This is a genomic window from Haloplanus aerogenes, from assembly GCF_003856835.1.
GTDB classification, from domain to species: domain Archaea; phylum Halobacteriota; class Halobacteria; order Halobacteriales; family Haloferacaceae; genus Haloplanus; species Haloplanus aerogenes.
In genome coordinates, this window is record NZ_CP034145.1 from 2,378,315 (window position 1) to 2,402,538 (window position 24,224).

Sequence of the window (24,224 nt, forward strand, 5' to 3'; positions counted from 1 at the left end):
CCGCGCTTCGGGGTGGCGGCTACGCCGACACCTCTCGGCCCGTGATCTGTGAGACGCGCTCGATCGCCTGTGGTGCCAACCGCTCGGAGTAGCCCGCCGCGAACGCGACGAGCAACAGCAGCGCCGGAGAGACGTCGGTAGCGGCGGCGGCGGTAACGTTGACCACCTCCGCCGTGAGCCCGAAATACAGGGCGACTGCGGAGAGGCTCCCGATGAACACGCGGGCGAGCACCACGCCGAGCGGCGTGAAGTTCTGGGGCACCTTCATCGACGTGGCGGTTTTCGAGACGGAGCGCACGCCGAACAGTGACGCCCCGAGTGCACCCAGCAAGGGAACGTAGAGGGCGAACGTCGGGATCGTCACGTCCGCCACCGCGAGCGGGTTCGCTCGCGTCACACCGAGCATGAAGACCGTCAGCGCGACGATGCCGATGCCGAGCAGGTATCGCAACTGCCGCTGGAGGTAGCGCCGTTTGGCGTGGTTGCTCTGGTTGGCCTCGTCGACGAGGTGGCGGGCACGCATCACTGCGCTCACCGGGGGGTGTCGCCGCACCTGCCCGCTCCGGTCGAGCAGGAGGTCGGAGACGGCCTCGCGTCGCCATCCACTCAGTCGATCCATCGCCTCGCGGTGAATCTCCACGGTCCGTTCCCGAACCAGATCCGTCTCCCCGTCGGTCAGCCGGTCGTACGCCGCGTAGACGTAGAGATCGACCCGCCGAGCCGCGTGAAAGCAGACCCAGCCCTGATCGATGTGCCCCCGCTGGAGGTGGCTGGCCGCTCGGTCGAGCAAGGTCTCGACGTGGGTGACGACGTCGCGGTCGACCGCTGGCCCATCGCCACGGGCGGCTTCGAGCCGATCCAGTTCGTCTAGCAGCGCGCCGAACTCCGCGCAGTACGCCGTCAGCGTCCCGTCGAGACGGTCGTATGCCGTCCCGCTTCCGCGGTCGTGCCACCAGTTCCGCAGTCGCTCGGCGGGCCCGGGCGTCGCTCGCGGCGCACACCCACGTAACGCCGCGTCCTCCGTCGCTGGCGGTGTCCCCCGTAACGACTCCTCTCCGTCGGTCGCCGGTGGTGTCTCGGTGACCATACTACAATACAATGACAGGAGAGGAGATAGCCGTTCGCCTCATACGGTTTATTGTAAGTCAGTACCGGTGGTTCGCCGGACTGTTTCGGCGAACCACCGGTACACAGTTACAATAATCCGTATCAGAAGAGGGGGTCGAGATCCTCGTCGCCGTCGTCGGCCTCCCCGCTCCACGTCAGGTCACGTAGCGCCTCGGGGGCGTCGGCGTCGGCTTCGAGTTCCCGCACCCGCTGCTGCGTCTCGACGGCCGTCGCTTTCAGTTCCTCGATCCGGGGCACGTCGCTCACGCCCGAGAGGAGTACCACGGCGGCGACGTAGCCGGAGTCGAGGGGGTAGTCGCCGCCGCGGATCTCCATACTTCCCGTGGTCTCTTCGAGCCAGCGGCGTGCGCGTTCGATCCCGCGTCGGTCGAGATACGCGGGTGGCCCGGCGGCGACGAGCAGGCCGCGTTCGACGCCCGCGAGTTCGCAGGGGAGAGTCAACCGGCCGAGCGCCGCCCGGCGAACCGTCGTGAGGATGCGATTCGTCGAATCGCCCACGTCCGGCGCCGGTTGCCGCCGGGCGAAGAGCCGCGGTTTGGGGCGGTCGACCGCCGTCGCCGCGTAGCCGAGGGTCGAGATACCTCCGCTCCCGAGCGTGTTGATGATCTCGCTGGCGTCGACGACCGACTCGCCGACCGCCTGTCCCTCCTTCACCTCGCCGGCCGAGAAGAGCACGCCGAGGCGGCGGGCGATCTCCGCGTTGAGCCGGTCGTAGCTGGTACGGAGGCTCTCGCCACCCTCGCGCCACGCGTCGTTGTCGAAGAGGAGCAGGTTGTCCACCTGATCCACCAGCGTCACGAACGAGCGTGCGGCGTTGAGCGTGTAGATGTTCCCCTCGGTTCGGCTCGGGAGGATGCCGAGGCCGTAGACGGGTTCGGCGTGTCGCCGCCGGAGTTCGCGAGCGATCACGGGCGCGGCGCCGCTCCCCGTGCCACCGCCGAGACCGGCGATCACGAGGAAGGCGTCGATTTCGTGGACCGCCACGTCGTCGACGGCGCGCATCACTTCGGTCAGGTCGTCGCGCGCCACGTCGGCACCGAGTTCGTTGTCCGCGCCCGTGCCGTGCCCCTTCAACCGTGCGCCGCCGATCAACACCCGACGCTCCAGTGGCGTGGCCTCCAGACCGACGAGGTCCGCCCGCGCAGTGTTGACGGCGATGGCGTCCGCGACGAACCCAACCTCCGCCCGCCGGTCGTACATCATGATCGCCTCCATCACCTTCCCACCGGCCTGCCCGGCGCCGACGAGCGCGAGTTTCATCGACGACGTGTACACGAGCCGAGCGTAAGAATCGCGGGGTCGACCTCACGACCGATACCGGTGGATGGCAATCAGAAAGACCAGCAGGAGGGGGAGTACCGGAGCCGCGACGTCCAGCGGAGCGACGAGCAGGAGGAACGACGCCATCACGACGAACTCGACGGCGACGAGGAGGCTCAGGGTGTCGGCAGGGCTGGGCATCGTCCGAACCGGTCGGACAGGAAAAGTGTAACGTGGTACCAATCACCTATTTTGGTCTGGGTGGGATTGTACGCCCGATGCCCTCCACAGTCACCAACGTCGTATTTAGCGAGCCAGCCGGGCGACTCAACGCGGTCGTGATGTTCTCGGGGGCGCTCGTGTTCGCCAGCCTCTACGCCTACAACGTGCTGCGGGGCGATGCCGCCGCAGCCAACTGGTTACTCGTCATGATCGCCGGGTGTGCGCTGTCCGGTATCGCCGAATCCCTACCGAAAGATCGGCGACAGATGGCCGGGACGCTCCGCGTCACCGCGATTCTCGTCTTTGCCAGTCTGATCGCGAGTGTGATCGTCGCCCCCGAGTTCGTCGTCGGATAGCGGTGGCTCGTCGATACAACCGAACGTGAAGTTTTGCGAGGGAAGAGCGCTCCGAGAGCGGTCTTCCGCATCTTCCGGCGTGCGCCGGAGCGATGCGAGGGAAGGGATTTGAACCCTTGGACCTCTACAGGAGCGGATCTTGAGTCCGCCGCCGTTTCCAGGCTTGGCTACCCTCGCACGCACTGCGGCCGTAGACGACCACGTGGGTTCAAGCCACCGATTTTCCCCGACGAGGACTTCACCGGAACAATTGTGTGTATTAGTAACGTATGCCAGCAGACCGGTCGATGCCACGAGAACGTACCGGGCGACCAGCACCGAACCGCTGACGCGAAACGGACCCGGTGCGGGGTACAACCGAAGCTCCCTTGACCTCCTCCCACTCCTAAAGGGGCGGGATTCCCCGAAGGGGATATTCGGGTTGCGCGTTTCCTCGGCCCGTAAGGACGCTTTCGCGTGGGGCGTCAGCGGTCGCCGTCCGGTTACGACCCCGGACGTGCTTTCCAGCGCGTACAGCCGGGTCAACGCGGCCTTCCTCCCCGGTCACGCCGGGCGTCTGCGAAGCAGACGGTGGAGTATTCAGCCCACGAGGCCGCACGGTTCGCCTCAGCCGAACTGTTAGGCCGTGCATGGTTCTTCCTCCCGTTGGCGGATGTTCTCGGCGGCGTTCAGGTCGGCGTGACGACCACGGTCGCACTTGGGACACGAGAAGTGGTCGCCGTCGCGTGTTCCCTCGGCACCACAGGCCGAACAGCGTTGACTCGTCTCGAACGGATCAACTTCTGTGACGCGAATCCCGGCTTGCTCGGCTTTGTAGATGATGAATTCCTGCAACTGATAGAAGTGCCACGAGTGGACGCCACGCCAGTCGCTCCTAGCTCTGATGCCTTCCAAATCCTCGATTTTCAGCACGGGATTCTCGAACTGCTGTGCCCAGTCAATGAGGCGACGGGAGGCGTTGTGGTTCAGGTCACGAATCCGGCGCTCCTCTTTGTTACCCACGCGGTTGCGTGCGCGAAGCGCACCCGCTTGTTGGAGCGACTCGCGTAGGGAACGATATTTGCGCCGGACGTATTTCGCCTCACGACCGGATACCAGCACCGACTCACCACTCTCGGCGGCGCTCGTGGGATGGATTGTGGAACGTCGTGATGACGGTCGTCGTGGCCACGATTACAATCGTAATATATTATCTGAGATCTGTTAAAACGTGGGAATATCGGGCCTGTCGTGGCCGGTAGTTTGCTCCCCAGTTGTCGGTTTCGTTCCACGGCTAAAGCCGTGGGCCTTCGCCTCGCTACCGCTGTAACGTGGAAACGAGGTGCACGCCCCGACGGTAGACCGCCGCGTCCCAGAACCCGTCCGCCATGGCGGATGGGTGTGAAGGCCAAGTACCGGACCCCGTGTGAGTGGGGTTCGGGAACCTGAACATTCAGCACGGCCGTAGGGGGCGCCGAAAACACCACCCGTCCGGGTCCAAATCGGGGCCTCGGCCCCTCGATATTCTACGACTGCAGAGCGAAGCCTATCTGCCGAGCAGACGAAATCCACCCATAGCGTCGCTGAAGCGGCATGAATACGCAGCGTTAATACGATTCGAGCCGATCTATCTGCGGAGAAACGAGGGATGCCGGAAACGCGACGAACACTTCACAACGCTCTAGATGCGCTGGACGATATCTTCTATATCTACGACGAGCACGGTCGACTGGTGTTCTGGAACGACCACCTCAACGAACTGTTCGATCTGACGGACGAGCAGATAGAGGGAATGATGCCCGCCGAATTCTTTCTCGACGCCGATCAGCCGGCCGTCGAGCGGGCCGTCGAGCGCATCTTCGACGACGGCGAGACGGTCGTCGAGGCCCGCGCCGACACGACGAACGGGCGGATTCGATTCGAACTCACGGGGCGGAAACTGACCGACGACGACGGCAGCGTCCTCGGCTTCTGTGGCATCGGTCGGAACGTAACCGAGCGACGAGAGTGGGAACGCCAACTCGCGGCGCAGAACGACCGGCTCACCGAGTTCGCGACGATCCTCGCTCACGACCTTCGGAACCCGCTGGCCGTCGCCAAGGGGTATCTCGACCGCTATCTGGCGGAGGGCGAAACCGTCGACATCGACCGCGTAACCGACTCGCTCGACCGGATCGAGCGGATCGTCGAGGACGTACTCACCGTCGCCATCGAGGGGCAAGCTGTGACGGACGTACAGCCGGTGGCGCTCGACGCGGTCGCCCGGGACGCGTGGGAGATGGTCGCCATCAACGGCGCCACCCTCGACGTGCGAACGTCGCTCGTCGTCGACGCCGACGCGACACGGGTGCGTCGGTTCTTCGAGAACCTGTTTCGAAACAGTGTGGAACACGGTTCCACAGGCAGTCGGACGGAGTCCGACGATGCGATCGAACACGGCGGTGCCGACGTGACCGTCACTGTCCGCGAGACGGACACTGGCTTCGCCGTCGTCGACGACGGCCCCGGCATCCCCGTCGCGGAGCGCGACCACGTGTTCGACCCCGGTTTCAGCCGCACCACGAACGGGACGGGGTTCGGACTGTACATCGTCCAGACTATCGCGGAAGCACACGGGTGGGCCGTCGCCGTGACCGAGGGTGACGCCGGCGGCGCGCAGTTCGAATTCGCGACGATGCCGGTGATGTCGCTCGACGCCGACGAGACATCGTAGCGCCGACGACGCGGACAGAGCCGAGGGCTTAAACCACTCGTCTCCTAAGGTCGGCCGGAATGTTCGACGACACGGGCCGACGCCGATTTCTCCAGCTCGCCGGCACGGGAGGCGCCCTCTCGATAGCCGGCTGTAGCGCGCTCTCGGAGCACAACGGGAGCGGTGCCGACAGCGGGGCGGGCGGTGGTGGCGAGACCGCCACGGTCACGCTCGCAGTCCAACCCGACCAGCAGTCACTCCAGCAACTCCAGTCCGAGATTCAGTCGAAAGTCGAGTCGGGCGAACTCGACCGTATGCAGGCGCAGGCCGAGTTCCGGCAGCGACGGATCGAACTGACGCAGGACGCGGTCGACACGTTCCGGAACCGCAGCAACGTCTCGGTGAGCGTCGACGACACCGTCAGCGACTTCGGCGTGTTGCTCGTCTCCGGCGACCCCGCTGCACTGGTCGAGACGCTCTCGCTCGCGGAGGTCAGCGGCCTCTTCCCCGCGTCGACGTTCGAACAGGCACAGGCGCAGGCCGAGACCACGACGGACACCGGCACGTCGACGGCGTAACTACGCGACCGAGTCCACGTCCGCGACGGCGGCCGCGATTTCCTCGCCCCACGCCAGCAACGCCTCGTCCTCGCCGAAGGGAGCGACCACCTGCAGGCCGAGCGGCAGGTCTCCCACCCGTCCGCAGGGCACCGTGAGCGCCGGGACGCCGGCGTTGGTCCACGGCAGGTTCATGATCGGGTCGCCAGTGTCGTCGATGCCTTCCGGCGCCGGGCCGGGCGCGGCCGGCGACAGGAGGAGGTCGACACCCGCCTCGTCGGCCCGTTCCCCGATTCGCTCGCGCAGGTCGAGTCGGGCGGCCCGAGCGGCCGACAGTTCGTCGACGCCCACGTCCCGCCCGCGTTCGATCAGGTCGACCGTCTCCGGGGCGTACCCCTCGCCGTACTCGGCGTACCACTCCGCGTGCGTGAGGGCGAACTCCGCGGCCGCCAGCGCGTCGTGGCTGTCGTTCACGTCGTCGATGTCGTCGAGCATCGGGACCCGCCGCACCTCGTAGCCCGCGTCTTCGAGGGCGGCGACGCCGGCTTCGACGCCCGCCCGCCCGGCCTCGGTCGCCTGCTCGACGTACGGACCCTCGACGACACCGAGTACCGGCCGGTCGTCGGGGGCGACCGGTTCCCAGCCGTCACAGAGGACGGAAGCAGTGCGAGCCGCGCCGGCCACGTCGGCCGTGAACGTCCCGACGTGATCCACCGAGGGCGCGAACGGAATCACGCCGTCGAGCGGGATCCGGCCGTAGCTGGGCTTGTAGCCGATGATGCCGCAGAAGGCCGCTGGCCGGATCACGGAGCCGATGGTCTGGGAGCCGAGTGCGAGCGGACAGATGCCGGCGGCGACGGCGGCGGCCGACCCGCTGGACGACCCGCCGGGCGTGTGTCCGAGGTCGTTCGGGTTGCGGGTCGGCGGCGGCGCGAAGTACGCGAACTCGGTCGTGTGCGCCTTGCCGAAGTGGAGCGCGCCGGCGTCGCGGAGGCGGCCGACCGCGGTTGATTCGGGCCCGGTGACGACGGAGGGAGGCACCGACGCCCCGGCCTCGGTGACGAAGCCGTCGACGTGGAAGATGTCCTTGACGGCGACGGGGACGCCGAACAGCGGCGGCCGGCTCTCGGAGTCGTCGTGCCGAGCGGCGAGCGCCGACGCCTCGCGCGTCAGGCGGTTCCGTCGTCCCGTCTCGGGGAGTAGCGCGTGAACGTCGTCGACGGCGTCGCGTCGGTCACACAGGTCCGCGACGAGCGCCGTCGGCTGCCGGTCGCCACCCCGGAGCGCGCGAGCGAGCGGTGCGAGTGGCTGTGGGTCGTACATATCCACTCACGGGGTGCGCGCGGCGCATAACCCTTCGGGAGGGGAAGAAGACGCTACTGGGTCTCTGCCGTCGCATCGGCCGTCCGGCGCTCGACGCCGGTTGCCGGGACGGCGACCCGGTAGAGACCCCACAGCCCGAGGACGGCCAGTCCGGCCAGCACGAGGCCGGTGCGGATGGCCGGGTCGATACCGGGCTGGGCGATCACTTCGCCCGCCTCGTTCGTCGTCGGCGCGGCGCCGTACGGCACCCCGTCGAGAATCTCTACCACACCGAGGACGACGATGCCAGCCAGCAGCAACGTGCTGCTCAGTGCCATCGCCGCCTTGTCGATCATGTCGGTCATCGTGGTGTCACCTCGTTAGCCGAGCAGATGTTTGAGCCGCGGATGGTTCTCGACCAGTTCCAGGCGCTCGAAGACGGCGTCGAGGCCGTAGTACCGGCCGGCGCCGAGGACCAGCAGCGTGACGAACAGCAGCAGGCCCATCAGGTCGCCGTTGACGACGCCGTGGCCGAACTCGGCGTTGCCGACCCAGAAGAACGCCATGAAGATGGCGCCCCCGAAGGACGCGAGTCGGACCAGCGCGCCGGCGATCAGCGCGAGGCCGATGAGCGTCTCCGCGAGGGGGACGATGGCCTCGATGACGCCGGGCATCGTCGTCGCCATCCACACGGCTACCGGGCCGAGGACGGTGCCGCTCATCCCCTGCAGATACCCCGGGCCGGCGGTGAAGTTCAGCCCCGACTCGATCAGTTTCGTCACGCCGGCGTGGAAGAACCACCAGCCGACGACCACCCTGAGGGTGGCGATCCAGACGGGGGCGAACGGCCCGGCACGGCCGAGGTCGAACTCGCCGTCGAGCGGGTTCGAAACGTCGTATGCCATCGTGGACACCTCACGTGTAGGCGTTGGGAAGGCCGATCCAAGTACGTCCCCGCCGATTCCCAGTCTCGGGGAATCGGTCGTGTTCGGCGGTGACGCCGGCGTCCGACTCTCCGAGACCGGATATCGAAGTTCGGGGAGACCGAGACGCCCGATTCCAAACTACACGCTCGACTTCGACCGGTGTGTGGCAAGCGCAATCCAGTTGAATCGACGGCTCGTAGATCGAAAACGATGCACCGGAACGCCGTCGACACCGGGAGGTGGTTCGCGTGACCGTCGTCGAGACGCTGGTGGAGGGGCTGACCCTCGCCGCCGAGATGGGCTGGGAGACGTGGTGGGCGCTCGTCCTCGGGTTCACCATCGCCGGCGCGGTGGAGACGTTCGTCAGCGAGGAGAAGATGTCGGCCGTCCTCGGCGGGCACGGGTGGCGCGAACTCGGCCTCGGCACCCTGTTCGGCGCCGCGTCGTCGTCGTGTTCGTTCGGCGCCGTCGCCACCACCAAGTCCCTGTTCAAGAAGGGGGCGTCGCCGGTCGCCAGTCTCGCCGCCTTCCAGTTCGCCTCGACCAACCTCGTGATCGAACTCGGTCTGGTGATGTGGATTCTGCTCGGGTGGCAGTTCGTGATCGCCGACTACGTCGCCGGCCTGTTCCTGATCGGCCTCCTCGCGCTCACCTTCCGCTACGTCGTCCCCGACGGCTGGTTCGAGACGGCACGGGAACACCTGCGGTCCTCGGAGGGCGTGCGCGATCCTTCCTGTGGGATGGAGGTCGACCCCACCGACGACGACGTGGTCGAACTCGACACCGATGGCGGGACCGAATACTTCTGCTCCGAGTCGTGCAAGTCGGCGTACGTCGAGTCCCAGCAACAAGCGGACGCGACGTGGCGTGACCGCCTGCTGACCCGCGACGGCTGGCGACTCGCCTCGAAGAACACGCTCGGGGAGTGGGACATGCTGTGGACGGACATCGTCGCTGGCTTCCTGATCGCCGGCCTCATCGGCGCCTTCGTCCCCCGGTCGTGGTGGACGACGCTGTTCGGTATCGGCGCCGAAGGCACCCTGACGTGGGTCGTCGCCAGCGCGGTCATCGGCGTCGTCGTCGGCGTCGTCACCTTCGTCTGCTCGGTGGGGAACGTGCCCTTCGCCCTGATCCTCTGGTCGAACGGCATCGCCTTCGGCGGCGTCATGAGTTTCATCTTCGCCGACCTGATCGTGCCGACGATCACGGACGCCTACCGCCGCTACTACGGCCTCCGCATGGCTGCGGTGCTGTTCGTGAGCATCTTCGTGACTGCCGTCGTCTCCGGCGTCGCCATCCACTACCTCTGGTCCGGCCTCGGCCTCGTTCCGCCCGCCGGTGAGGCCGGCGGCACCGCCCCTAGCGGCTACACCACCTACCTCAACGTCGCGTTCACGCTCCTCTTTCTCGGACAGGTGTACGTGGGGTACGTGAGCGACGCGGGCGAGGAGGGGACAGCGGAGACCCACGCCCACTAGACGGCGGCGATCCCCACCGGCTAGCGGTTGCGGCTGACGGGGAACGCCACCCGATCCGGGTGATCGTTGAACCGGTCGAGGATCTCGCGGTAGAGCGTGTTCCGGGCGCGCGTCCCACGGCGCGGATGGACGAGATAGCGCAAGCGGAGTTCGACCCACGACTCATCCTGCACGACGTTGACGGTCGGCCGCTCGTTCACGTCGAGGTCGACCGGCGTCTCGGCGAGGCGCTCGCGGTACTGCTCGACGCCCGCTGCCATCTCGTCGCCGAGGTGATCAGCAGCCGCCTCGGTCATCACGTCGACCGCGAAGTCGAGGTCCGTCTCGTAGGCCACCTGCACGGAGAGTTCGTTCCAGACGTAGGGGACGCCCTCGCCGTGGAAGTTGACGACGTGGGAGGAGAGTACCACGCTGTTGGGGACGGTGACGATCCGACCGGAGGGCTGGTTGCTGGAGACGAGTTCGCCGTCTATCTCCCACACCTCCGTCACGAAGAGGTCGATAGTGGTCACGTCGCCGCGAGTGCTCTCGATGGCGATTCGATCCCCGACCGCGTACGGGCGCTTGATGACGATGTAGAGCCACCCGATGAGGGAAGCGAGTGCCCCCTGGAGCGCGAAGGTGATGGCGAAGCCGACGACGCCCAGCGAGAACAGGACGCTCACCCAGTCGCGGGTGACGATACCGAAGCCAGCGATGATGCCGAGCGCGCCGAACGTGAGTCGGAGGACGTTCCGCACGTTGTGCCGGCGACGCTTGCTCGTGGTGTGGTCGAGCAGGAAGCCGCCGACGAGTCGATAGGCGCCGTACGCGGCCAGCGCGACGGCGGCGACGGACAGCACGAGCAAGGTCGGCGGGCCGATTGCCACGCCGAACAGCGTCTCGTCGACGCCGAACCGACGGACGACGCGGGAACCAGCGTAGAGGAGAACGGCGCCAGCGAGAGCCAACGGCCCGGTGTAGCGCATACCAACACACCGTCGCCGGGGGTCGAAAAACCCGGGGGCCGACGGTTACTCGGTCGCGACGGTGTCGGGGGTCCCCGTCCCATCGAGCGAGAGCGGGTCGCCCTGCCAGTCGACGTCGAGACGGTGCCGGGAGAGGTAGGGGGCGATGTCGTCGCGGGTGACGAGTCCGCGGTATCCGTCGTCGGTCGAGGAGCGGCGCTCCCCTCCATCCACGACCGGCAGCCGCGCCACCCCCGCGTCGCGCATCTGGTCGGCGGCGAGACCGACCGGCGTGGTCGGATCGACCGTCACGACCGGCGTCGACATGAACGACTCGACGAGCGGATTCTCGCCGCCTTCGGCCACGACGGCGACGATATCCGATTCGGTCACGATGCCGACGACGGCGCCGCTCGAATCGCGGACGACGAGCGCACACACGTCGGCCCGTCGCAGGCGAGTCGCCGCCTCGACGGCGGTGGTGGTCGGCGGGACGGTCGGGACGCTCTCGGTCGTGACGGCGGACACGGGCACGTCGATCATGGACGAGTTGTCTCACCGGGCACATTAATAATTATGCCATATATCCACTTATCAGGACAAAGATAGAATTTTTCCAGTCTTATTCGCGTTAAAAGTTTGTATGTATATGATCGATTGGAGTTCTAGTTCTAGAATCTCGTATTCTCTGTGTCGTCTGTCGCCGACACCGCGGACCACAACACAGTTGCGCTCGGATCGCCCTCCCACCAGTATGCTCGATATTGGCGACGAGGCACCCGACTTCGCACTCTCCGATCAGCACGGCGAGACGGTGTCACTCGCGGACTTCCGCGGCCAGCGACTCGTCCTGTACTTCTACCCGCGCGCCGACACCCCCGGCTGTACGACCGAGGCGTGTGGCTTCCGCGACCGCCTCGACGACTTCGCCGCCCGCGACATCGCCGTCGTCGGCGTCAGCGACGACCCGGTCGACGACCTCGCGGCGTTCGCCGAGAAACACGACCTCACTTTCCCACTCCTGTCGGACGAGTCGGGCGACGTGGCCGCCGCGTACGACTCCTACGGCGAGAAGCAGATGTTCGGCCGGACGTTCGACGGCGTGTTCCGGAACACGTACGTGATCGGTCCGGACGGCCGGATCGACCGGGTCTACGAGGGCGTCTCGCCGGATGGCCACGCGGCCGAGATTCTCGACGAAACCTGAATCCGGCGATAAATTGCCCGAGGGTGCCGAAATCGGCGTTTCGCGCCCCTAGTTATTAGTGAATTGAAACTAGTTATAGACGGATGTCTGACAAGAAATTCCGGAAGATACCGATCGGCCGGCGCGAGTTCGTGAAGGCATCGGGCGGCGCCGCGGGGTTGGGAATCGTTCGGCAGGCCACCGGTGCGGGGGGCGGCGACGAGCGGGGCGCGAGCGGGAGTTCGGCGACGTACGTCCCGCTCAACTTCCGAACGCCGGGCGCGCTCTACGAACCCGTACAGGGAACGGGCGTCACGGGGCGGGGTCGGGGCGGGCGGAAGAGTCACGTCGGATTCGTGATCATCCACCAGAGTTTCTCGGTGTTGACGGCGGACCAGATACCGTTCACCAGCGTCTCCATCGGCGAGGAGTTCGCGAAGCGGGGGTATCGGGCGCTCGTCGCCGACACCGAGGCGCGGGCGGGGAGCTACCACATCCACGACATCCTCCCCGACGTGGGGGCGGGGGTTCAGTTCTTCCGTGACCACCCCGACGTGGACACGGTCGTGGTCGTCGGCTACAGTCGCGGCGCGTCGCTCATGTCGTTCTATCAGAACGTCGCCGAGAACGGCGCCAGTGTCGCCCAGAGCGACGACCGCCTGTTCCCGGCACCGGACGATCTCGACGAACAGCCCGCCGCCGACGGTGTCCTCATCCTCGACGGCGTGTTGGGTACCGGGCCGGGCGGAGGGTCACAGCCCGAGGGCTTGCTCGAAGTCGACCCGCAGGTCGTGGACAACGACCCGCAGTCGCTGGACCCGTCGCTGAACGTGTACGCGCCCGAGAACGGGTTCGCACCCGACGGCGCAGCGGACTACAGCGACGCCTTCCTCGAGGAGGTCTTCGACGCGCAGGCGGCGCGGATGAACGCGATGATCGAGGAGGCACAGACGGCGGTGGAGGCCATCGACGGCGGAACCGGCGACTTTCCGGACGACGACGAGTTCCTCGCGGTGAGCATCAACACGCCGGTGGCCGATCTGGACTCCGATCTGCTCGCGCACACGAGCGGCGAGTGGCCGCTCCTCAGCACCGACGGATCGGTATCGGTCCAGCAGGTGCCGTACGTCGGGCCGACGCCCGACGCCCACCCGGAGGTGACCTTCGACGAGAGCCTGCTGACCACGGTCAAGCGATTCCTCAGCACGAGTTCGATCCGTCCGACCGACGACTACCGGATCACCGAGGACTCCATCGAAGGCCTCGACTACGATTCGACCAACGCCGAGGCGCCCGGCAACCTCGAAGGTGTCTCTGCCCCGCTCCTGATCCTGGGGTTCACGGGCGACCGGAACTACCTCGTCCACTGCGAGATCATGATGGAACACGCCGGAAGCAGCGACAAATCGCTCATGTACATCGAGGGGGCGGGCCACGGGTTCGAACCGCTCGACCCACAGCAGTACGGCGACACGGCCGAACTGATCTTCGACACGGTGGACGAGTGGGCCGCGGAGCGGTTCGTGTGACGGCAGAAGACACATGACTGACGCCGAACACGTGCCGGCATGGTCCCGCGACCGACCCTCCCCACCGCCCTGATCGGCGTCGGTCTCGCCCTCCTCCTCGTCTCCACCGCCCCCAGTACCGGCACCACCGACACCGACTACGCCCACCACGTCGAACCCGCCGAGAACGGGGCGCTAGCGTACGGCCTCGAATACGACGAGTCCGACGTACTGGCCTACGAGAACCTCTCCGTGCGGGGACAGCAGGTGTTCGACCGCGCCCGCGCCGACTCGCCGTACGTCGTCGAGAACGAGTCCGCCACCGCGCCCGACTTCTCGTACACGAGCGACAACGTCGCCGTCGGTGAGGGACTCTACCCGGTCCGATACGAGGGCGAGGTCTACTCGCTCCGCACCGAGCGAGAGAGCGGGGGCTTCAACGCCGCGGCGTGGCTGGTCGGTCTCGTGACGCGGGGCCTCGGCGTCGTCTGCGTCGTCGCCGGCCTCGTCCTCGCGGGGTGGCGACGGTACCGTTATAGTAGCGATTGAAAGTCGTTGTTCAGCTGATCGCAGTACGGCGTACGATCGGCTGGGCAAACAGTTTCAATCGCTACTATAGTCGTCCGTGCCGGCGAGCGTCGCGCCTGCGGCCGTCCTCGATTCGCGGCGGTGGAGACAGAACGCGGCGACGACGGCGACCACCGCGGCGCCAGTGGCGATACCGAACGCGACGCGGTAGCCGGTGACGGTGTAGACCCGCGCGCCGTTGATGATCTCGCCCGTCCAGTAGGCGTCGAGGACGGCCCCCATGACGGTCGGCAAGATTGCGGCCCCGACGTAGCCGAGGCTGTTGATGACGCCGGTGACCGTGCCGGCGACGGCCGGTTCGTGGCGCTCCTTCCCGACGGTGAAGACGAGGGCGACGCCGCCGTTGGCGAGGAGGGCACAGAACAGCGCCGCGCCGACGACGGGCAGGGGCGGCACGAGAATCAGGGCGCCGTAGGACAGCGAGAACACGACCGTCGTCGCCACGACGAGTTCCGTCCGCCAGCCGGTTCGATCCGAGAGCGCGCCGAAGGCGGGCGACCCGAGGACGAACCCGACGTTTCCGAGGAGGACGTACGTCGACGCCCGCGCCACCGTGACACCGTAGGTGTCGGCGATGAAGGGGACACCCCACAGGCCGAGGACGGTGAAGTTGACACCGAGGACCAGAAAGAGCAGGAGACCCATCAGCCACGTCTCCACCTCGCCGAGGACGGTGCGGGTGTTGGCGACGATATCGGCGAGGGTGGCGGGGGAGTGATCGGTGTCGTCGACGCCGATATCGGCCCGCGACGGCCGGTCACGGACCGCGGTCGCGACGACGACGGCGACGACGGCCGTGATCATCCCCGTGGCGAGGATGGCGAAGCGCCACCCGACGCGGTCGATGGCCAGCGCTAGCGGCGTCGTCGCGAGGATACCCCCCGCGCCCGCCGCGGCGACGGTGTATCCGGTCATGGTCGCGTACTCGTCCGGCCGGAACCAGTTCGCACAGAACCGAAGTGTGGCGATGTAGAGGACGCTCCCGCCGAAACCGACGACGGCGCGCGCGAGGAAGGCGGCCAGCAGCGTCTCGCTCCACGCGAACCAGACGACTCCGGCCGAGAGGACGGCCAGTCCCGTCGCGCCGACCCACCGCGGTCCGTAGCGGTCGACGACGAGGCCGGCCGGGAGTTGCAAGGCGGCGTAGATGTAGAAGAAGGAGGCGTGAAGCAGTCCCAACTGGGACCCGGTCGCGTCGAAGGTGCGTGCGAGGGAGTCGGCGAGGACGGCCGTCGCCGTCCGGTGGAAGTTGACGAAGAGAAAGCCGGCTGCGAGGAGGGACCACAGGGCGGCTCGTCGCTGCCGAACCGAGAGCGAGACCATACGCCAGGGTGGGGGAAGCGGGGTCAATAGCGTGTTGGAACTGATCGCCGGAAGCGGCCGCAACGTGCGGCGTGGAAGGTCGGATAGGGGGTCAAATAAAAACCACGGAGTGGGTGTGGGGAGAGGGAGCGAACCGGGGCAGTTCGCTCCAGGGTAGCTCCGCTTCGAGTACGGCGTGCCGGTCACGAAGGGGCGCCATCTCCGCGACCCGCACGTGGAGTACAGTCGCGTAATGGTCTTAAAACGACGACCTAACCGCTCGCGTACGGGGGTGAGCGAGCCGATCCGCGGCCGCGCTCGTCGGAAGGCCGTTGGCGGACGGATACGGGGACTACCGAGACGCGCCCCCGCCCCGACGTCCCGTGCCAACGTTTAACAAGGACCGTGGCCTCTACTCCATCGACCACCACGAGCGTCGACCGCCGCCACCGATGCCTGCAAACACCACCCAAGACGCCGACGACGCCCAACCACCCCGGGGTGTCGACCGAACGACCGTTCTGCTGGCCGACGACGACGACGCCTTTCGGGAGAGTCTGGTGCTGTGGCTGGCGGCCGACGAGCGGTGGGACGTCCGCGAAGCCACCGACGGCGAGGAGGCGCTGGCGAAACTGGACGGGGCGGTCGACATCCTCGTTCTCGACCGACGGATGCCGATCCTCTCCGGCCCCGAAGTCGTCGACCGCCTCGACGAGACGGGGTTCGAGGGGTCGGTGATCGTCCTCAGCGCCTTCGAACCCGACGGCCATCTGGACGAGAACGACACGACGATGTATCTGACGAAGCCGGTCGACCGGGAGACGTTCGTCGACGCGCTCACCCGCCGTCGGTGAGGGCTACTCGCGAAGGGTCGGTGCCGGCGGCAGCGCTCGCTTGTGCGACGATGACTGCCACATCTCCGTGAGGCGGTGGACCGTCCCGGCGTCGATATCGGTGTCGGCGGCGATCCGTTCGGGCGGGTGCCCCTCGTCGACGAGTCGGCGCAACACCCGGTCGACGGTCGCGTAGTCGGCGCCGATCTCGCCCTCGTCGGTCTGATCCTCCCAGAGCGCCGCCGTGGGCGTCTTCTCGACGAATCGCTCGTCGAGGTCGATCGCTCGGGCCACCTCGGCCACCTCCGTCTTGTAGAGGTCGAGCATCGGCTGGACGTCGACGGCCGCGTCGCCGTACTTCGTGAAGTAGCCGAGCAGTCGCTCGGACCGGTTGCCAGTGCCGAGCACCAGACAGTCGCGTTCGTTCGCAACGGCGTACGCCAGCACCATCCGCGTCCGAGCGCGGACGTTCCCGAGGGTGAGCCGGGACGCGTCGAACGGGAGTTGGTCGCCGACGGCGTCGACGATGGGCCGGATGGACAGTTCCTCGAACGCGATTCCCCGCTCGCGACAGAGCATCCGAGCGTCGGCCATGTTGGCCTCGTCGTTGGGGCGGCCCGGCATGATCAGGCCCGTCACGGCGTCGGCGCCGACGGCGCGGACCGCGAGCGTCGTCGCGACGGCCGAATCGAGGCCACCGCTGACGCCGACGACGTAGCCATCGGCCCCGGCCGTCGCCAGCTGGTCGGACAGAAACGCCTCCATCCGCTCGACTGCCCGCGACGTGTCCATACCGATCAATCCGGTGGCAGCGGCAAAGGCTCTCCGCCGATCCCACGGCGGTTGTCTCACCTCGCAATCGGGAGGTCGAGTTCGAACACCGTGCCGCGTGGTTCGTTGTCTCGAACGCGGACCTCGCCGTCGTAGTTCTCGACGGCGTCTTTGACGAGGTACAAGCCGAAGCCGCTCCCCTGACTCTCGGTCCCGTGACTCCCCTGCTCGAAGATGGTTTCTCGGCGGTCGTCGGGGATGCCGGGGCCGTTGTCGGCGATCCGAACGCGAACGACGTCGTCCAGCCGTTCGGCGTCGACGGTCACCGAGGGTGTCGGCGCGTCGTTGTGTTCGACGGCGTTGCGGAGCAGGTTCGCGAAGACGTGTCCGAGCAGGTCGTCGGCTTCGACCGCCACCTTCGGAATCGACTCGCGAGTGATCGAAACGTCGGGGTGAGCGTCACGCAACGCGTCGAGATGATCGTCGAGGACGGGACACAACGGGACGGCTTCGAGCGGGTGGTCGTCGGTGAGGACCGACTCCATGTACGTCCGCATCGTCCGGATGAATTCGTGCATCTCGTCGGTGCGACCGAGCGCGACATCGAGGTGTTCCGCGTGGGCCCCCTCGTCGAACGTCACGTCCCGGTCCAGCATCCGGAGTCGGGCTTCGAGCAGGGAGAGGTCACCCAGCAGGTCGTGCCGGAGCGTCCGGTTGACGAAATCGAGGATGTCCCGTTCCTCGCGCAGACGCTCCTCGCGTTCGATCCGCTGGATAGCCTCGTCCAGGTGGCTAGCGAACAGTTCCACGGAGAGGATGTCGCGGTGTTCGACCGGCGCGTCCCACAGGTCGATCCGTCCCCGCCCGCCGATGGAAACGCGTTCGACTGGCTGGACGGCGTCGTCGGTCGGCGTCGCGTGGGTCACGACCGTCGATCCGTCGACGACGACGCGAAACGGCGACCCGTCGAGCGCGTCCCGGAGGGCGCCCTCGACGATGTCGTACGCGGCCTCGCGGTCCGAGGTCGCTTCGAGATTGCTGGCGGTGTGGTACAGGAGTTCCAGATCGTCGTTCCGCGCTCGTTCCGCGTCGGCTTCCCGTTTGAACACCGTCGCTCGCGTCGACGCGACACTGATCCCGAACGACGTGACCGCCCCCACCAGCACGCCGTCCAGCGCGAGAACGAGCGGTTTGAGAGTGCCCATCACCTGAATCTGCAGGAACGTGGCCCAGCCGATGAGGCCGCCGAACGCCACGGTGGCGACGACGGTCCGGCGCGCGACCGTCGCGACGCGGTCGACCTCCCAGTCCGTGCGGACGAGCCAGAGTCCACCCCAGACGAGGATGGCGGCCAGAAACAGGAAAAGCGCGTTCTCGGCGAGCGTCACCAGTACAGCCCAGGAAAGATTCGTGGCGTCGTCCCAGATGTCGAACATGGGGATGCCGAGAAGAAACGCCCCGAGGAGGCTGATGCTCCCGCCAGCGAGGAACCGACGGAGTCGAGCATCACGAAACGATTCGATCATCGAAAGTTCGTTCAGAAATCCTTCATATAAATCCCCAGCCTAATCGACAGTCGGCGGCGAGGGTGGTGGGAGCCAATCGACCGATGGCTTCGGGACAGTTCGCATCGATTCCCCGCCACACAGCGAGATCGAGTACGTCGATCACGCGGCCCACTATCCTGTTAGACCTCAAACTATTCTGTCGGCGCCGCGAAGCAATTAGGGCTGGAATTCGAGAGGGAGCGTGTCCAGTATTCGAACTGCGGGTGGGAGGACGGCACCCGTGCGGTTGACCCCGCCGTTGCCACCCGGAACGCGACTCCGCTGACGGCGAGCCCACCCCCCTCGGGCTTCACCTTCCGACGCTCTTCTGTCTTACGTCCCGACAGGGGTATCGAGGGCAATGGCTACGATTCTCGTCGCCGACGACGATCGGGAACTACTCGAGATGTATCGGCTCTGGTTGAGCCGTCACGGGGACTGGTCGATTCGGTCGGCGACGAGCGGAAACGAGGCGGTGTCGCTGGTCGGCGACGAGCGGAAACGAGGCGGTGTCGCTGGTCGACGACGGCGTCGACGCCGCGATTCTGGACCGCCGAATGCCCGGGCGAACCGGCGACGACGTGGCCCGGGAAATCAAGATGTCTCACCCCACGTGTGCCGTCGTTCTGGTGAGCGCGTTGCAGCCCGGTGAGGCGACGTCGACCGATCTCGAGTGCGACCGCTACGTCACGAAACCGGTCCGGCGGGGTGACCTGATCGGCGCTATCGAGGCGGCGGCGTCGCTCTGATCGCGCGGGGTCGGACCGACCGACGTCTGGCGGCAAAGTTTTTATTATTTGAGTGGAGACATATGCCGATCATCGGGTCAAGACTGCCGAACGGGAGCGGGATCGGCAATCAGTGCCACGATCGACCGCTCGCGGTTCGGCGGCGGGGATGCTGAGGGAGGCCACCTATGGCAAACGTCTACGAGACGGGAGAGGAGGTGTTCGAGCGCATAGACGATGCGTTCATCGCACTGGACGCCGAGTGGCGATTCACCTACCTGAACGAGCGAGCGGAGGAGGTACTCGATCTCACGGGAGAGGACGTCGTCGGTGTCAGCGTCTGGGAGGCGTTTCCGGAGGCCGTCGGCACCTCGTTTCAGTACGAGTACGAGCGGGCGATGGAGACACAGGAGTCGGTGTCGTTCGAGGAGTACTACGCCCCGCTCGAGAAGTGGTTCTCGGTCACCGCCTACCCGTCCGAGACGGGACTGTCGGTGTACTTCCGGGACGTGACCGAGCGACGAGAGCGTGATCGCGAACTCGAACGGTACGAGTCCATCGTCGAGACCGTGCAGGACGGCATCTACGTCGTGAACGACGAGGGACGGTTCACGATGGTCAACGACGCCTACGCCGAGATGGTCGGCTACGACCGGGACGAACTCATCGGATCACACGTCTCGCTCGTCGTGGACGAGGCGACGGCACACGACGCCGCCACACTCGAAGCGGAACTCGCAGCGGGCACGCGATCGACGGCGACGATGACGGCGACGCTCGAATGCGCGGATGGGGGATCGATCGAAGCCGAGGCGACCTTCTCGCTCTTGCCAGACGGGGACCGCGTGGGCGTCGTCAGAGACGTGACCAGACGGCGGGCGCGCGAGCGGAAACTCGAACTGTTCGAACGGATCATCGAGACGGTCGAGGACGGGATCTACGCCGTCGACGACGACGCGGAGTTCATCGTCGTCAACGACGCCTTCTGCGAGATGACGGACTACGACCGGGACGAACTGCTCGGTCGACACGTGACGACGGTCAAAGACGCGTGGGTCAGCGAACGAGCCAAACGGCTCACTGCGGACGTGCAGGCCGGCGACCGCGGGGAGGGTGTGATCGAGTTCGAACTGGAGACCAGCGACGGCGAACGCCTCCCCGTCGAGAGCCGACTGGTGCCCTTTACCCTCGACGACGGAATCGGCCGCTGTGGTGTCGTCCGCGACGTGTCCGACCGCAAGGCGCGCGAACAGGAGTTGCGAGACCGGATCCGACAGCAGGAGGTCGTGACCGAACTCGGCAAACACGCGCTGGAGACACAGGACATCGATACGCTGATGGCCGAGGCGGTGCGGCTGGTTTCCGAGACGCTCGGTACCGACTACGGCAAGGTACTCGACCTCGACGCCGAGGCCGGGGAACTCCTCCTCCGGCAAGGTACCGGGTGGGACGAGGGCGTCGTGGGCGAGGCGACCGTCTCCGCGGTCGACCGGAACTCGCAGGCCGCACACACGCTCGAAGCCACCCATCCCATCGTCGTCGAAGATATAGCCGCAGAGACGCGGTTCAACGGCCCCGACCTCCTCACGGACCACGACGTGAAAAGCGGCATCAGCACGATCATCGGCCCCACGGACGACCCGTGGGGCATCCTCGGCACCCACGACACCGAGCGCCGCGACTTCTCGGAACACGACGTGACCTTCGTCCGGTCGGTAGCGAACATCCTCGCGGCGGCCATCGGCCGGCAGCGGAGCGAGGAGGCACTCCGCCGCCAGCACGAACGGCTGTCGGCGCTCAACGACATTAACTCGCTCGTTCACGGCCTCTCGGAGTCGATGTTCGGGCTCTCGACACAGGAAAATATCAAACAACTGATCTGCGACCGCCTCGCCGAATCCGACTCCTACGCGTTCGCGTGGATCGGCATCCTCGACGACGGCGAAATCCTGACCGACGCCGAGGCGGGTATCGACGACTACCTCGACGACCTGACGCTCGAAGTCGGGCAGTCGCCGGACGAACGGGGGCCGACCATCCGAGCCCACCAGACGGGCGAGATACAGGTCGTCCAGAGCGTGGACGACGACCCGCGATACGAACCGTGGCGTGACCGTGCCGAGGAGTACGGCTACCGCGCCTCGGCATCGGTGCCCATCGGCGACGGGGGCGAGTTCTACGGCACGCTCAACCTCTACTCCAACCGGGTGGGCGCGTTCAACGACGAGGAACGTGACGCGCTGCAACGGCTCGGCTCCATCGTCGCGTACGCCCTCTCGTCGGTCGAGCGCGACCGCGAACTCCAGCGCGAACGCAACCGGCTGGAGTTCATGAACCGCCTGCTCCGGCACAACCTGCTCAACAGTCTCAACGTGGTGGACGCACGACTGGAGATGCTCGACGGCCGCGTCGACTTCGAGGTGAGCGACCACCTGCAAACCGCCATCGACCGCACCAACGAGATGAGCGAGTTCGTCGAGATGGTCCGCGAAGTGACGAACGTCATCGGCAGCAGCGACGAACAGGAACTCGGACCGGTCGACATCGAGGACGTGGTCACGAGCCACGTCGAGCGGACGCGAGATAGCTATCCCGCGGCCGAGATTCATCTCGACCCGGTTCCCGAGGTCGACATCGTGGCCGACGACCTGATCGGCGAAGTCCTCGACAACGTCCTCGTCAACGCGGTCCAGCACAACCCGGACCCAGCACCGACGGTCTGGGTGGAGGTGACGACCGACGACGACGAGGTGGTCGTGACGGTGGCGGACGACGGTCCGGGGATTCCCGACGACGAGAAAGCGGATATCTTCGGTCGCGACGCGAAGACCTTCGACGATCCGAGCGCGGGATTCGGGCTCTATCTGGTCAAGGAGATTCTAGATTCGTACGGCGGCCGGATCACGGTCGAGGACAACCAGCCACAGGGTTCGCGCTTCCGACTCGTGTTTCAGCGTGTCTGATCGACTGCGCCGTGGATGGTGTCGACGCGGGACCCAGTCACTCGCCACGAGCGAGTCCGGGGAGTCACTGGTCGCGAAGCCGTTCGCCCTCGTCCAACGTGCCAGTCTCCTCGAAGAAGGCCTCGATGAGTTCGATCTTCGCGCCGCGGAGGTGTTCGTGCAGCGTCGGCGGCGCCAGATCCAGCGAGTCGGCGATTTCCTTGGCCGTCGACTCCCGCGGCCACGCGAAATAGCCCGCGGCGTAGGCGGCCTCGAGGATCGAGTACTGCCGGTCGGTGAGACGGTTCTCCAGCGACTGCCGGAAGCTCTCGGTCGACTGGAAGTCCCGCTCGATTTCGCGTTTCGCCACGAGATCGATATCGTCGAACCGCTCCTGAATCGTATCGGCGACCGTCCGAACGTCCGTATCGGGGGCGACGGTCGCCGCGATGTGCCCCTGTCCCTCGTCGATCCGCATGGATTCCACGTTCGCCCCGGCGTCGATCAGGGAGAGGACGACCGTCGAATCCGAGACGCGACACTCGTAGAGGTTCTGCTCGTTCGACTCGCCGATGCCCCGGACTTTCTCGAATTCCGGAATCCCCGTCGCGGCGTCCAGAAAGGCTTCCGTCGTCGTCCCGGTGACCTCGACGTAGCTCGTGAGTTCGCCGTTGGCCGCGGGGACGAAACTCTTGAGTTCGATACGTGACTCCGTCTCCGCCGACAGCGACACGAAGATGTCCGACCGGTCCTGCACGTCGAATTCCAGTTCGACGACCGTATCGGAGAGCATCAACTTCTTGTGTTCGACGGAGTTGATCGCGTTGGCGACGCTGTCGCCGAGTTCGGAAAGGACGGTTATTTCGCGTTCGTCGAACACGTCAGCCTCGGTCGTGCAGACGTTGAGAACGCCGTAGACGGTGTCGCGGTAGGTGAGCGGGACGACCGCCCCCGCTTCGAATCGGTCGTGACTGTCGGCCGACCCGATCGGGTCGAGCATCTGCCGGCTCCGGTCGGTCGAGAAGTCGTCGACGACCTGCACCTCGCCGGTCGAGACGGCCTCGGCGGCCGGCCCACTGCCGCCGTCGGCGACGGTGTCCTGATTCAGCGTGGCGTCGTCCCTGCACGCCATCACGCTCGGCGTCACCTGATCGAAACTGACCGTGTAGTCGCCGATCCACGCCAGTTCGTACGGATCCGAATCGACGAGACGCTCACAGACCGTGCGTTCGATCTCCTGCCGACTGGTCGCGACCACGAGCTGTTTGTCGATATCGCGGATGACGGAGGAGATCCGCTGGAGTCGCTGGAGCCGTTCGCGCATATCCCGAATCCGCTCGGACTCTCGGGCCTGTTCGGCGTCGGCTTCGAGGTCCGCGGCCGCGTCCGGATTGCGGAGGTTCTCCTCGTCTCGCGTCTCCAGCGCGTCTGCTTTCGACTCCATCGCGAAGAACTCCTGTGCGTCGGCGTCGAACCCCTGCCGCAGGAGTAGGTCGTCGACGGTCTCGCGGAGTTCCGACTGGGTGACCGGCTTGACCAGATACTCGTCGAACGGTAGTTCGATGATGTCCGTGTCCGGTTCGACGGCAGTGAGCATGGCGACCTGACAGTCGATTCCCCGGTCGCGGATATCCTCCAGCACACGGTCGCCCGGAATCCCGGGCATTCGCCGATCGAGAAGAACGAGATCGAGACCGTCGTGAATCTGCTCGCGTGCCTGCACGCCACCGTACGCGGTTTCGACGTCGAAATCCCCCGAGAGCCACAGGCTGTACGTGTCGGCGAGATCCTTGTCGTCGTCGACGATCAGGATCGTGGGTGAGTCCGATGTGTCCGTGAGTGACTCCGAGACGGTCGTCTTACTCACTGGCCCCCTCCCCCTGCGAAATCGGGCGGCTACTCTCGACAAACGCCCCGGCGGCAACGGTCGTTCGGACCGAACGGATGCACATTTGGAACGGACCCCCTCACC

General features: G+C 66.4%; 21 protein-coding genes, 1 tRNA gene and 2 pseudogenes. 10 read left to right on the forward strand and 14 right to left on the reverse strand.

Features of this window, described 5'->3' with window-relative positions:
- Positions 1-19: 19 nt before the first annotated feature.
- From DU502_RS12120 to DU502_RS18345, 3 genes are all read right to left on the reverse strand, one after another.
- Positions 20-1,087, reverse strand: a complete 1,068-nt coding sequence (locus DU502_RS12120) for a hypothetical protein (RefSeq protein ID WP_121920571.1) — start codon at positions 1,085-1,087, stop codon at positions 20-22.
- A gap of 122 nt (positions 1,088-1,209) precedes the next feature.
- Entirely contained in the window at positions 1,210-2,388 is a 1,179-nt protein-coding gene (locus DU502_RS12125) for a tubulin/FtsZ family protein (protein WP_121920570.1), read from the reverse strand.
- A gap of 45 nt (positions 2,389-2,433) precedes the next feature.
- The gene (locus DU502_RS18345) at positions 2,434-2,589 is read right to left on the reverse strand and encodes a hypothetical protein (RefSeq protein WP_166033676.1); all 156 of its coding nucleotides are present in this window, start codon (positions 2,587-2,589) and stop codon (positions 2,434-2,436) included.
- A 77-nt stretch (positions 2,590-2,666) separates the two neighbouring features.
- Between DU502_RS18345 and DU502_RS12130 the strand changes: the two genes are divergently transcribed.
- Positions 2,667-2,966: a hypothetical protein gene (locus DU502_RS12130; RefSeq protein WP_121920569.1), complete on the forward strand. Its 300-nt coding sequence runs from the start codon at positions 2,667-2,669 to the stop codon at positions 2,964-2,966.
- 93 nt (positions 2,967-3,059) lie between these two features.
- Here DU502_RS12130 and DU502_RS12135 read toward each other — a convergent pair.
- Both DU502_RS12135 and DU502_RS12140 read right to left on the reverse strand, forming a co-directional pair.
- Positions 3,060-3,143 (reverse strand) — tRNA-Leu (locus DU502_RS12135).
- A gap of 441 nt (positions 3,144-3,584) precedes the next feature.
- A pseudogene (locus tag DU502_RS12140) lies at positions 3,585-4,091 on the reverse strand (RNA-guided endonuclease TnpB family protein); the annotation flags it as partial.
- 502 nt (positions 4,092-4,593) lie between these two features.
- Between DU502_RS12140 and DU502_RS12150 the strand changes: the two are divergent.
- Both DU502_RS12150 and DU502_RS12155 read left to right on the forward strand, forming a co-directional pair.
- Positions 4,594-5,658, forward strand: coding sequence for an ATP-binding protein (locus DU502_RS12150; protein WP_121920567.1), 1,065 nt, complete (start codon positions 4,594-4,596; stop codon positions 5,656-5,658).
- Between the two features lie 59 nt (positions 5,659-5,717).
- Complete coding sequence (locus tag DU502_RS12155; protein WP_121920566.1) at positions 5,718-6,215, forward strand: hypothetical protein; 498 nt, start codon at positions 5,718-5,720, stop codon at positions 6,213-6,215.
- Here the strand turns inward: DU502_RS12155 and DU502_RS12160 are convergent, their stop codons facing one another.
- From DU502_RS12160 to DU502_RS12170, 3 genes are read right to left on the reverse strand one after another with little or no spacing between them, the layout of a single operon-like run.
- Positions 6,216-7,517, reverse strand: coding sequence for an amidase (locus DU502_RS12160; protein WP_121920565.1), 1,302 nt, complete (start codon positions 7,515-7,517; stop codon positions 6,216-6,218).
- 53 nt (positions 7,518-7,570) lie between these two features.
- Entirely contained in the window at positions 7,571-7,861 is a 291-nt protein-coding gene (locus tag DU502_RS12165) for a hypothetical protein (RefSeq protein ID WP_121920564.1), read from the reverse strand.
- Positions 7,862-7,876: 15 nt separating this feature from the next.
- Entirely contained in the window at positions 7,877-8,401 is a 525-nt protein-coding gene (locus DU502_RS12170) for a DoxX family protein (protein ID WP_121920608.1), read from the reverse strand.
- Positions 8,402-8,670: 269 nt separating this feature from the next.
- Here DU502_RS12170 and DU502_RS12175 point away from each other — a divergent pair, with 269 nt between their 5' ends.
- Positions 8,671-9,900, forward strand: a complete 1,230-nt coding sequence (locus tag DU502_RS12175; RefSeq protein ID WP_121920607.1) for a permease — start codon at positions 8,671-8,673, stop codon at positions 9,898-9,900.
- Positions 9,901-9,920: 20 nt separating this feature from the next.
- Here DU502_RS12175 and DU502_RS12180 read toward each other — a convergent pair whose 3' ends face one another.
- Positions 9,921-10,868 (reverse strand): mechanosensitive ion channel family protein, encoded by a 948-nt coding sequence (locus tag DU502_RS12180; protein ID WP_121920563.1) that lies wholly within the window; start codon positions 10,866-10,868, stop codon positions 9,921-9,923.
- Between the two features lie 45 nt (positions 10,869-10,913).
- Complete coding sequence (locus DU502_RS12185) at positions 10,914-11,390, reverse strand: CBS domain-containing protein (RefSeq protein WP_121920562.1); 477 nt, start codon at positions 11,388-11,390, stop codon at positions 10,914-10,916.
- Between the two features lie 211 nt (positions 11,391-11,601).
- Here DU502_RS12185 and bcp point away from each other — a divergent pair, with 211 nt between their 5' ends.
- The 3 genes from bcp to DU502_RS12200 all read left to right on the forward strand — a co-directional run bounded on the left by bcp (position 11,602) and on the right by DU502_RS12200 (position 14,090).
- Positions 11,602-12,054, forward strand: a complete 453-nt coding sequence (gene bcp / locus DU502_RS12190) for a thioredoxin-dependent thiol peroxidase (RefSeq protein WP_121920561.1) — start codon at positions 11,602-11,604, stop codon at positions 12,052-12,054.
- Positions 12,055-12,137: 83 nt separating this feature from the next.
- Positions 12,138-13,562 carry a hypothetical protein gene (locus tag DU502_RS12195; RefSeq protein WP_121920560.1) on the forward strand — a complete coding sequence of 475 codons (1,425 nt, stop codon included), beginning with the start codon at positions 12,138-12,140 and terminating at the stop codon, positions 13,560-13,562.
- Between the two features lie 39 nt (positions 13,563-13,601).
- Complete coding sequence (locus DU502_RS12200) at positions 13,602-14,090, forward strand: hypothetical protein (protein WP_121920559.1); 489 nt, start codon at positions 13,602-13,604, stop codon at positions 14,088-14,090.
- A 54-nt stretch (positions 14,091-14,144) separates the two neighbouring features.
- Here DU502_RS12200 and DU502_RS12205 read toward each other — a convergent pair whose 3' ends face one another.
- The gene (locus tag DU502_RS12205) at positions 14,145-15,452 is read right to left on the reverse strand and encodes an MFS transporter (RefSeq protein ID WP_121920558.1); all 1,308 of its coding nucleotides are present in this window, start codon (positions 15,450-15,452) and stop codon (positions 14,145-14,147) included.
- A 362-nt stretch (positions 15,453-15,814) separates the two neighbouring features.
- On the opposite strand from DU502_RS12205, the gene DU502_RS12210 reads away from it, so the two are divergent.
- Positions 15,815-16,285, forward strand: a complete 471-nt coding sequence (locus tag DU502_RS12210; protein ID WP_124897079.1) for a response regulator transcription factor — start codon at positions 15,815-15,817, stop codon at positions 16,283-16,285.
- Between the two features lie 3 nt (positions 16,286-16,288).
- Here DU502_RS12210 and DU502_RS12215 read toward each other — a convergent pair whose 3' ends face one another.
- The gene (locus DU502_RS12215; RefSeq protein WP_121920556.1) at positions 16,289-17,056 is read right to left on the reverse strand and encodes an NAD+ synthase; all 768 of its coding nucleotides are present in this window, start codon (positions 17,054-17,056) and stop codon (positions 16,289-16,291) included.
- A gap of 56 nt (positions 17,057-17,112) precedes the next feature.
- Positions 17,113-18,561 (reverse strand): sensor histidine kinase, encoded by a 1,449-nt coding sequence (locus DU502_RS12220; protein ID WP_121920555.1) that lies wholly within the window; start codon positions 18,559-18,561, stop codon positions 17,113-17,115.
- A gap of 518 nt (positions 18,562-19,079) precedes the next feature.
- Here DU502_RS12220 and DU502_RS12225 point away from each other — a divergent pair.
- Positions 19,080-19,331: pseudogene (locus DU502_RS12225) on the forward strand (response regulator); the annotation flags it as partial.
- Between the two features lie 167 nt (positions 19,332-19,498).
- A complete protein-coding gene (locus DU502_RS12230; RefSeq protein ID WP_121920553.1) occupies positions 19,499-22,273 on the forward strand; it encodes a PAS domain S-box protein in 2,775 nt (924 codons plus the stop codon).
- Positions 22,274-22,337: 64 nt separating this feature from the next.
- On the opposite strand, the gene DU502_RS12235 is transcribed toward DU502_RS12230, so the two are convergent.
- The gene (locus DU502_RS12235) at positions 22,338-24,119 is read right to left on the reverse strand and encodes a bacterio-opsin activator domain-containing protein (RefSeq protein ID WP_124897080.1); all 1,782 of its coding nucleotides are present in this window, start codon (positions 24,117-24,119) and stop codon (positions 22,338-22,340) included.
- Positions 24,120-24,224 lie beyond the last annotated feature (105 nt).

Bases quoted from the DNA above. Each gene is read 5' to 3' on its own strand.
- DU502_RS12205 (WP_121920558.1), bottom strand. From the start codon at position 15,452: ATGGTCTCGCTCTCGGTTCGGCAGCGACGAGCCGCCCTGTGGTCCCTC.
- DU502_RS12170 (WP_121920608.1), bottom strand. From the start codon at position 8,401: ATGGCATACGACGTTTCGAACCCGCTCGACGGCGAGTTCGACCTCGGC.
- DU502_RS12220 (WP_121920555.1), bottom strand. From the start codon at position 18,561: ATGATCGAATCGTTTCGTGATGCTCGACTCCGTCGGTTCCTCGCTGGC.
- DU502_RS12150 (WP_121920567.1), top strand. From the start codon at position 4,594: ATGCCGGAAACGCGACGAACACTTCACAACGCTCTAGATGCGCTGGAC.
- DU502_RS12180 (WP_121920563.1), bottom strand. From the start codon at position 10,868: ATGCGCTACACCGGGCCGTTGGCTCTCGCTGGCGCCGTTCTCCTCTAC.
- DU502_RS12230 (WP_121920553.1), top strand. From the start codon at position 19,499: ATGGCAAACGTCTACGAGACGGGAGAGGAGGTGTTCGAGCGCATAGAC.
- DU502_RS12120 (WP_121920571.1), bottom strand. From the start codon at position 1,087: ATGGTCACCGAGACACCACCGGCGACCGACGGAGAGGAGTCGTTACGG.
- DU502_RS12125 (WP_121920570.1), bottom strand. From the start codon at position 2,388: ATGAAACTCGCGCTCGTCGGCGCCGGGCAGGCCGGTGGGAAGGTGATG.
- DU502_RS12200 (WP_121920559.1), top strand. From the start codon at position 13,602: ATGGTCCCGCGACCGACCCTCCCCACCGCCCTGATCGGCGTCGGTCTC.
- DU502_RS12165 (WP_121920564.1), bottom strand. From the start codon at position 7,861: ATGACCGACATGATCGACAAGGCGGCGATGGCACTGAGCAGCACGTTG.
- DU502_RS12160 (WP_121920565.1), bottom strand. From the start codon at position 7,517: ATGTACGACCCACAGCCACTCGCACCGCTCGCTCGCGCGCTCCGGGGT.
- bcp (WP_121920561.1), top strand. From the start codon at position 11,602: ATGCTCGATATTGGCGACGAGGCACCCGACTTCGCACTCTCCGATCAG.
- DU502_RS12130 (WP_121920569.1), top strand. From the start codon at position 2,667: ATGCCCTCCACAGTCACCAACGTCGTATTTAGCGAGCCAGCCGGGCGA.
- DU502_RS12215 (WP_121920556.1), bottom strand. From the start codon at position 17,056: ATGGACACGTCGCGGGCAGTCGAGCGGATGGAGGCGTTTCTGTCCGAC.
- DU502_RS12185 (WP_121920562.1), bottom strand. From the start codon at position 11,390: ATGATCGACGTGCCCGTGTCCGCCGTCACGACCGAGAGCGTCCCGACC.
- DU502_RS12195 (WP_121920560.1), top strand. From the start codon at position 12,138: ATGTCTGACAAGAAATTCCGGAAGATACCGATCGGCCGGCGCGAGTTC.
- DU502_RS18345 (WP_166033676.1), bottom strand. From the start codon at position 2,589: ATGCCCAGCCCTGCCGACACCCTGAGCCTCCTCGTCGCCGTCGAGTTC.
- DU502_RS12155 (WP_121920566.1), top strand. From the start codon at position 5,718: ATGTTCGACGACACGGGCCGACGCCGATTTCTCCAGCTCGCCGGCACG.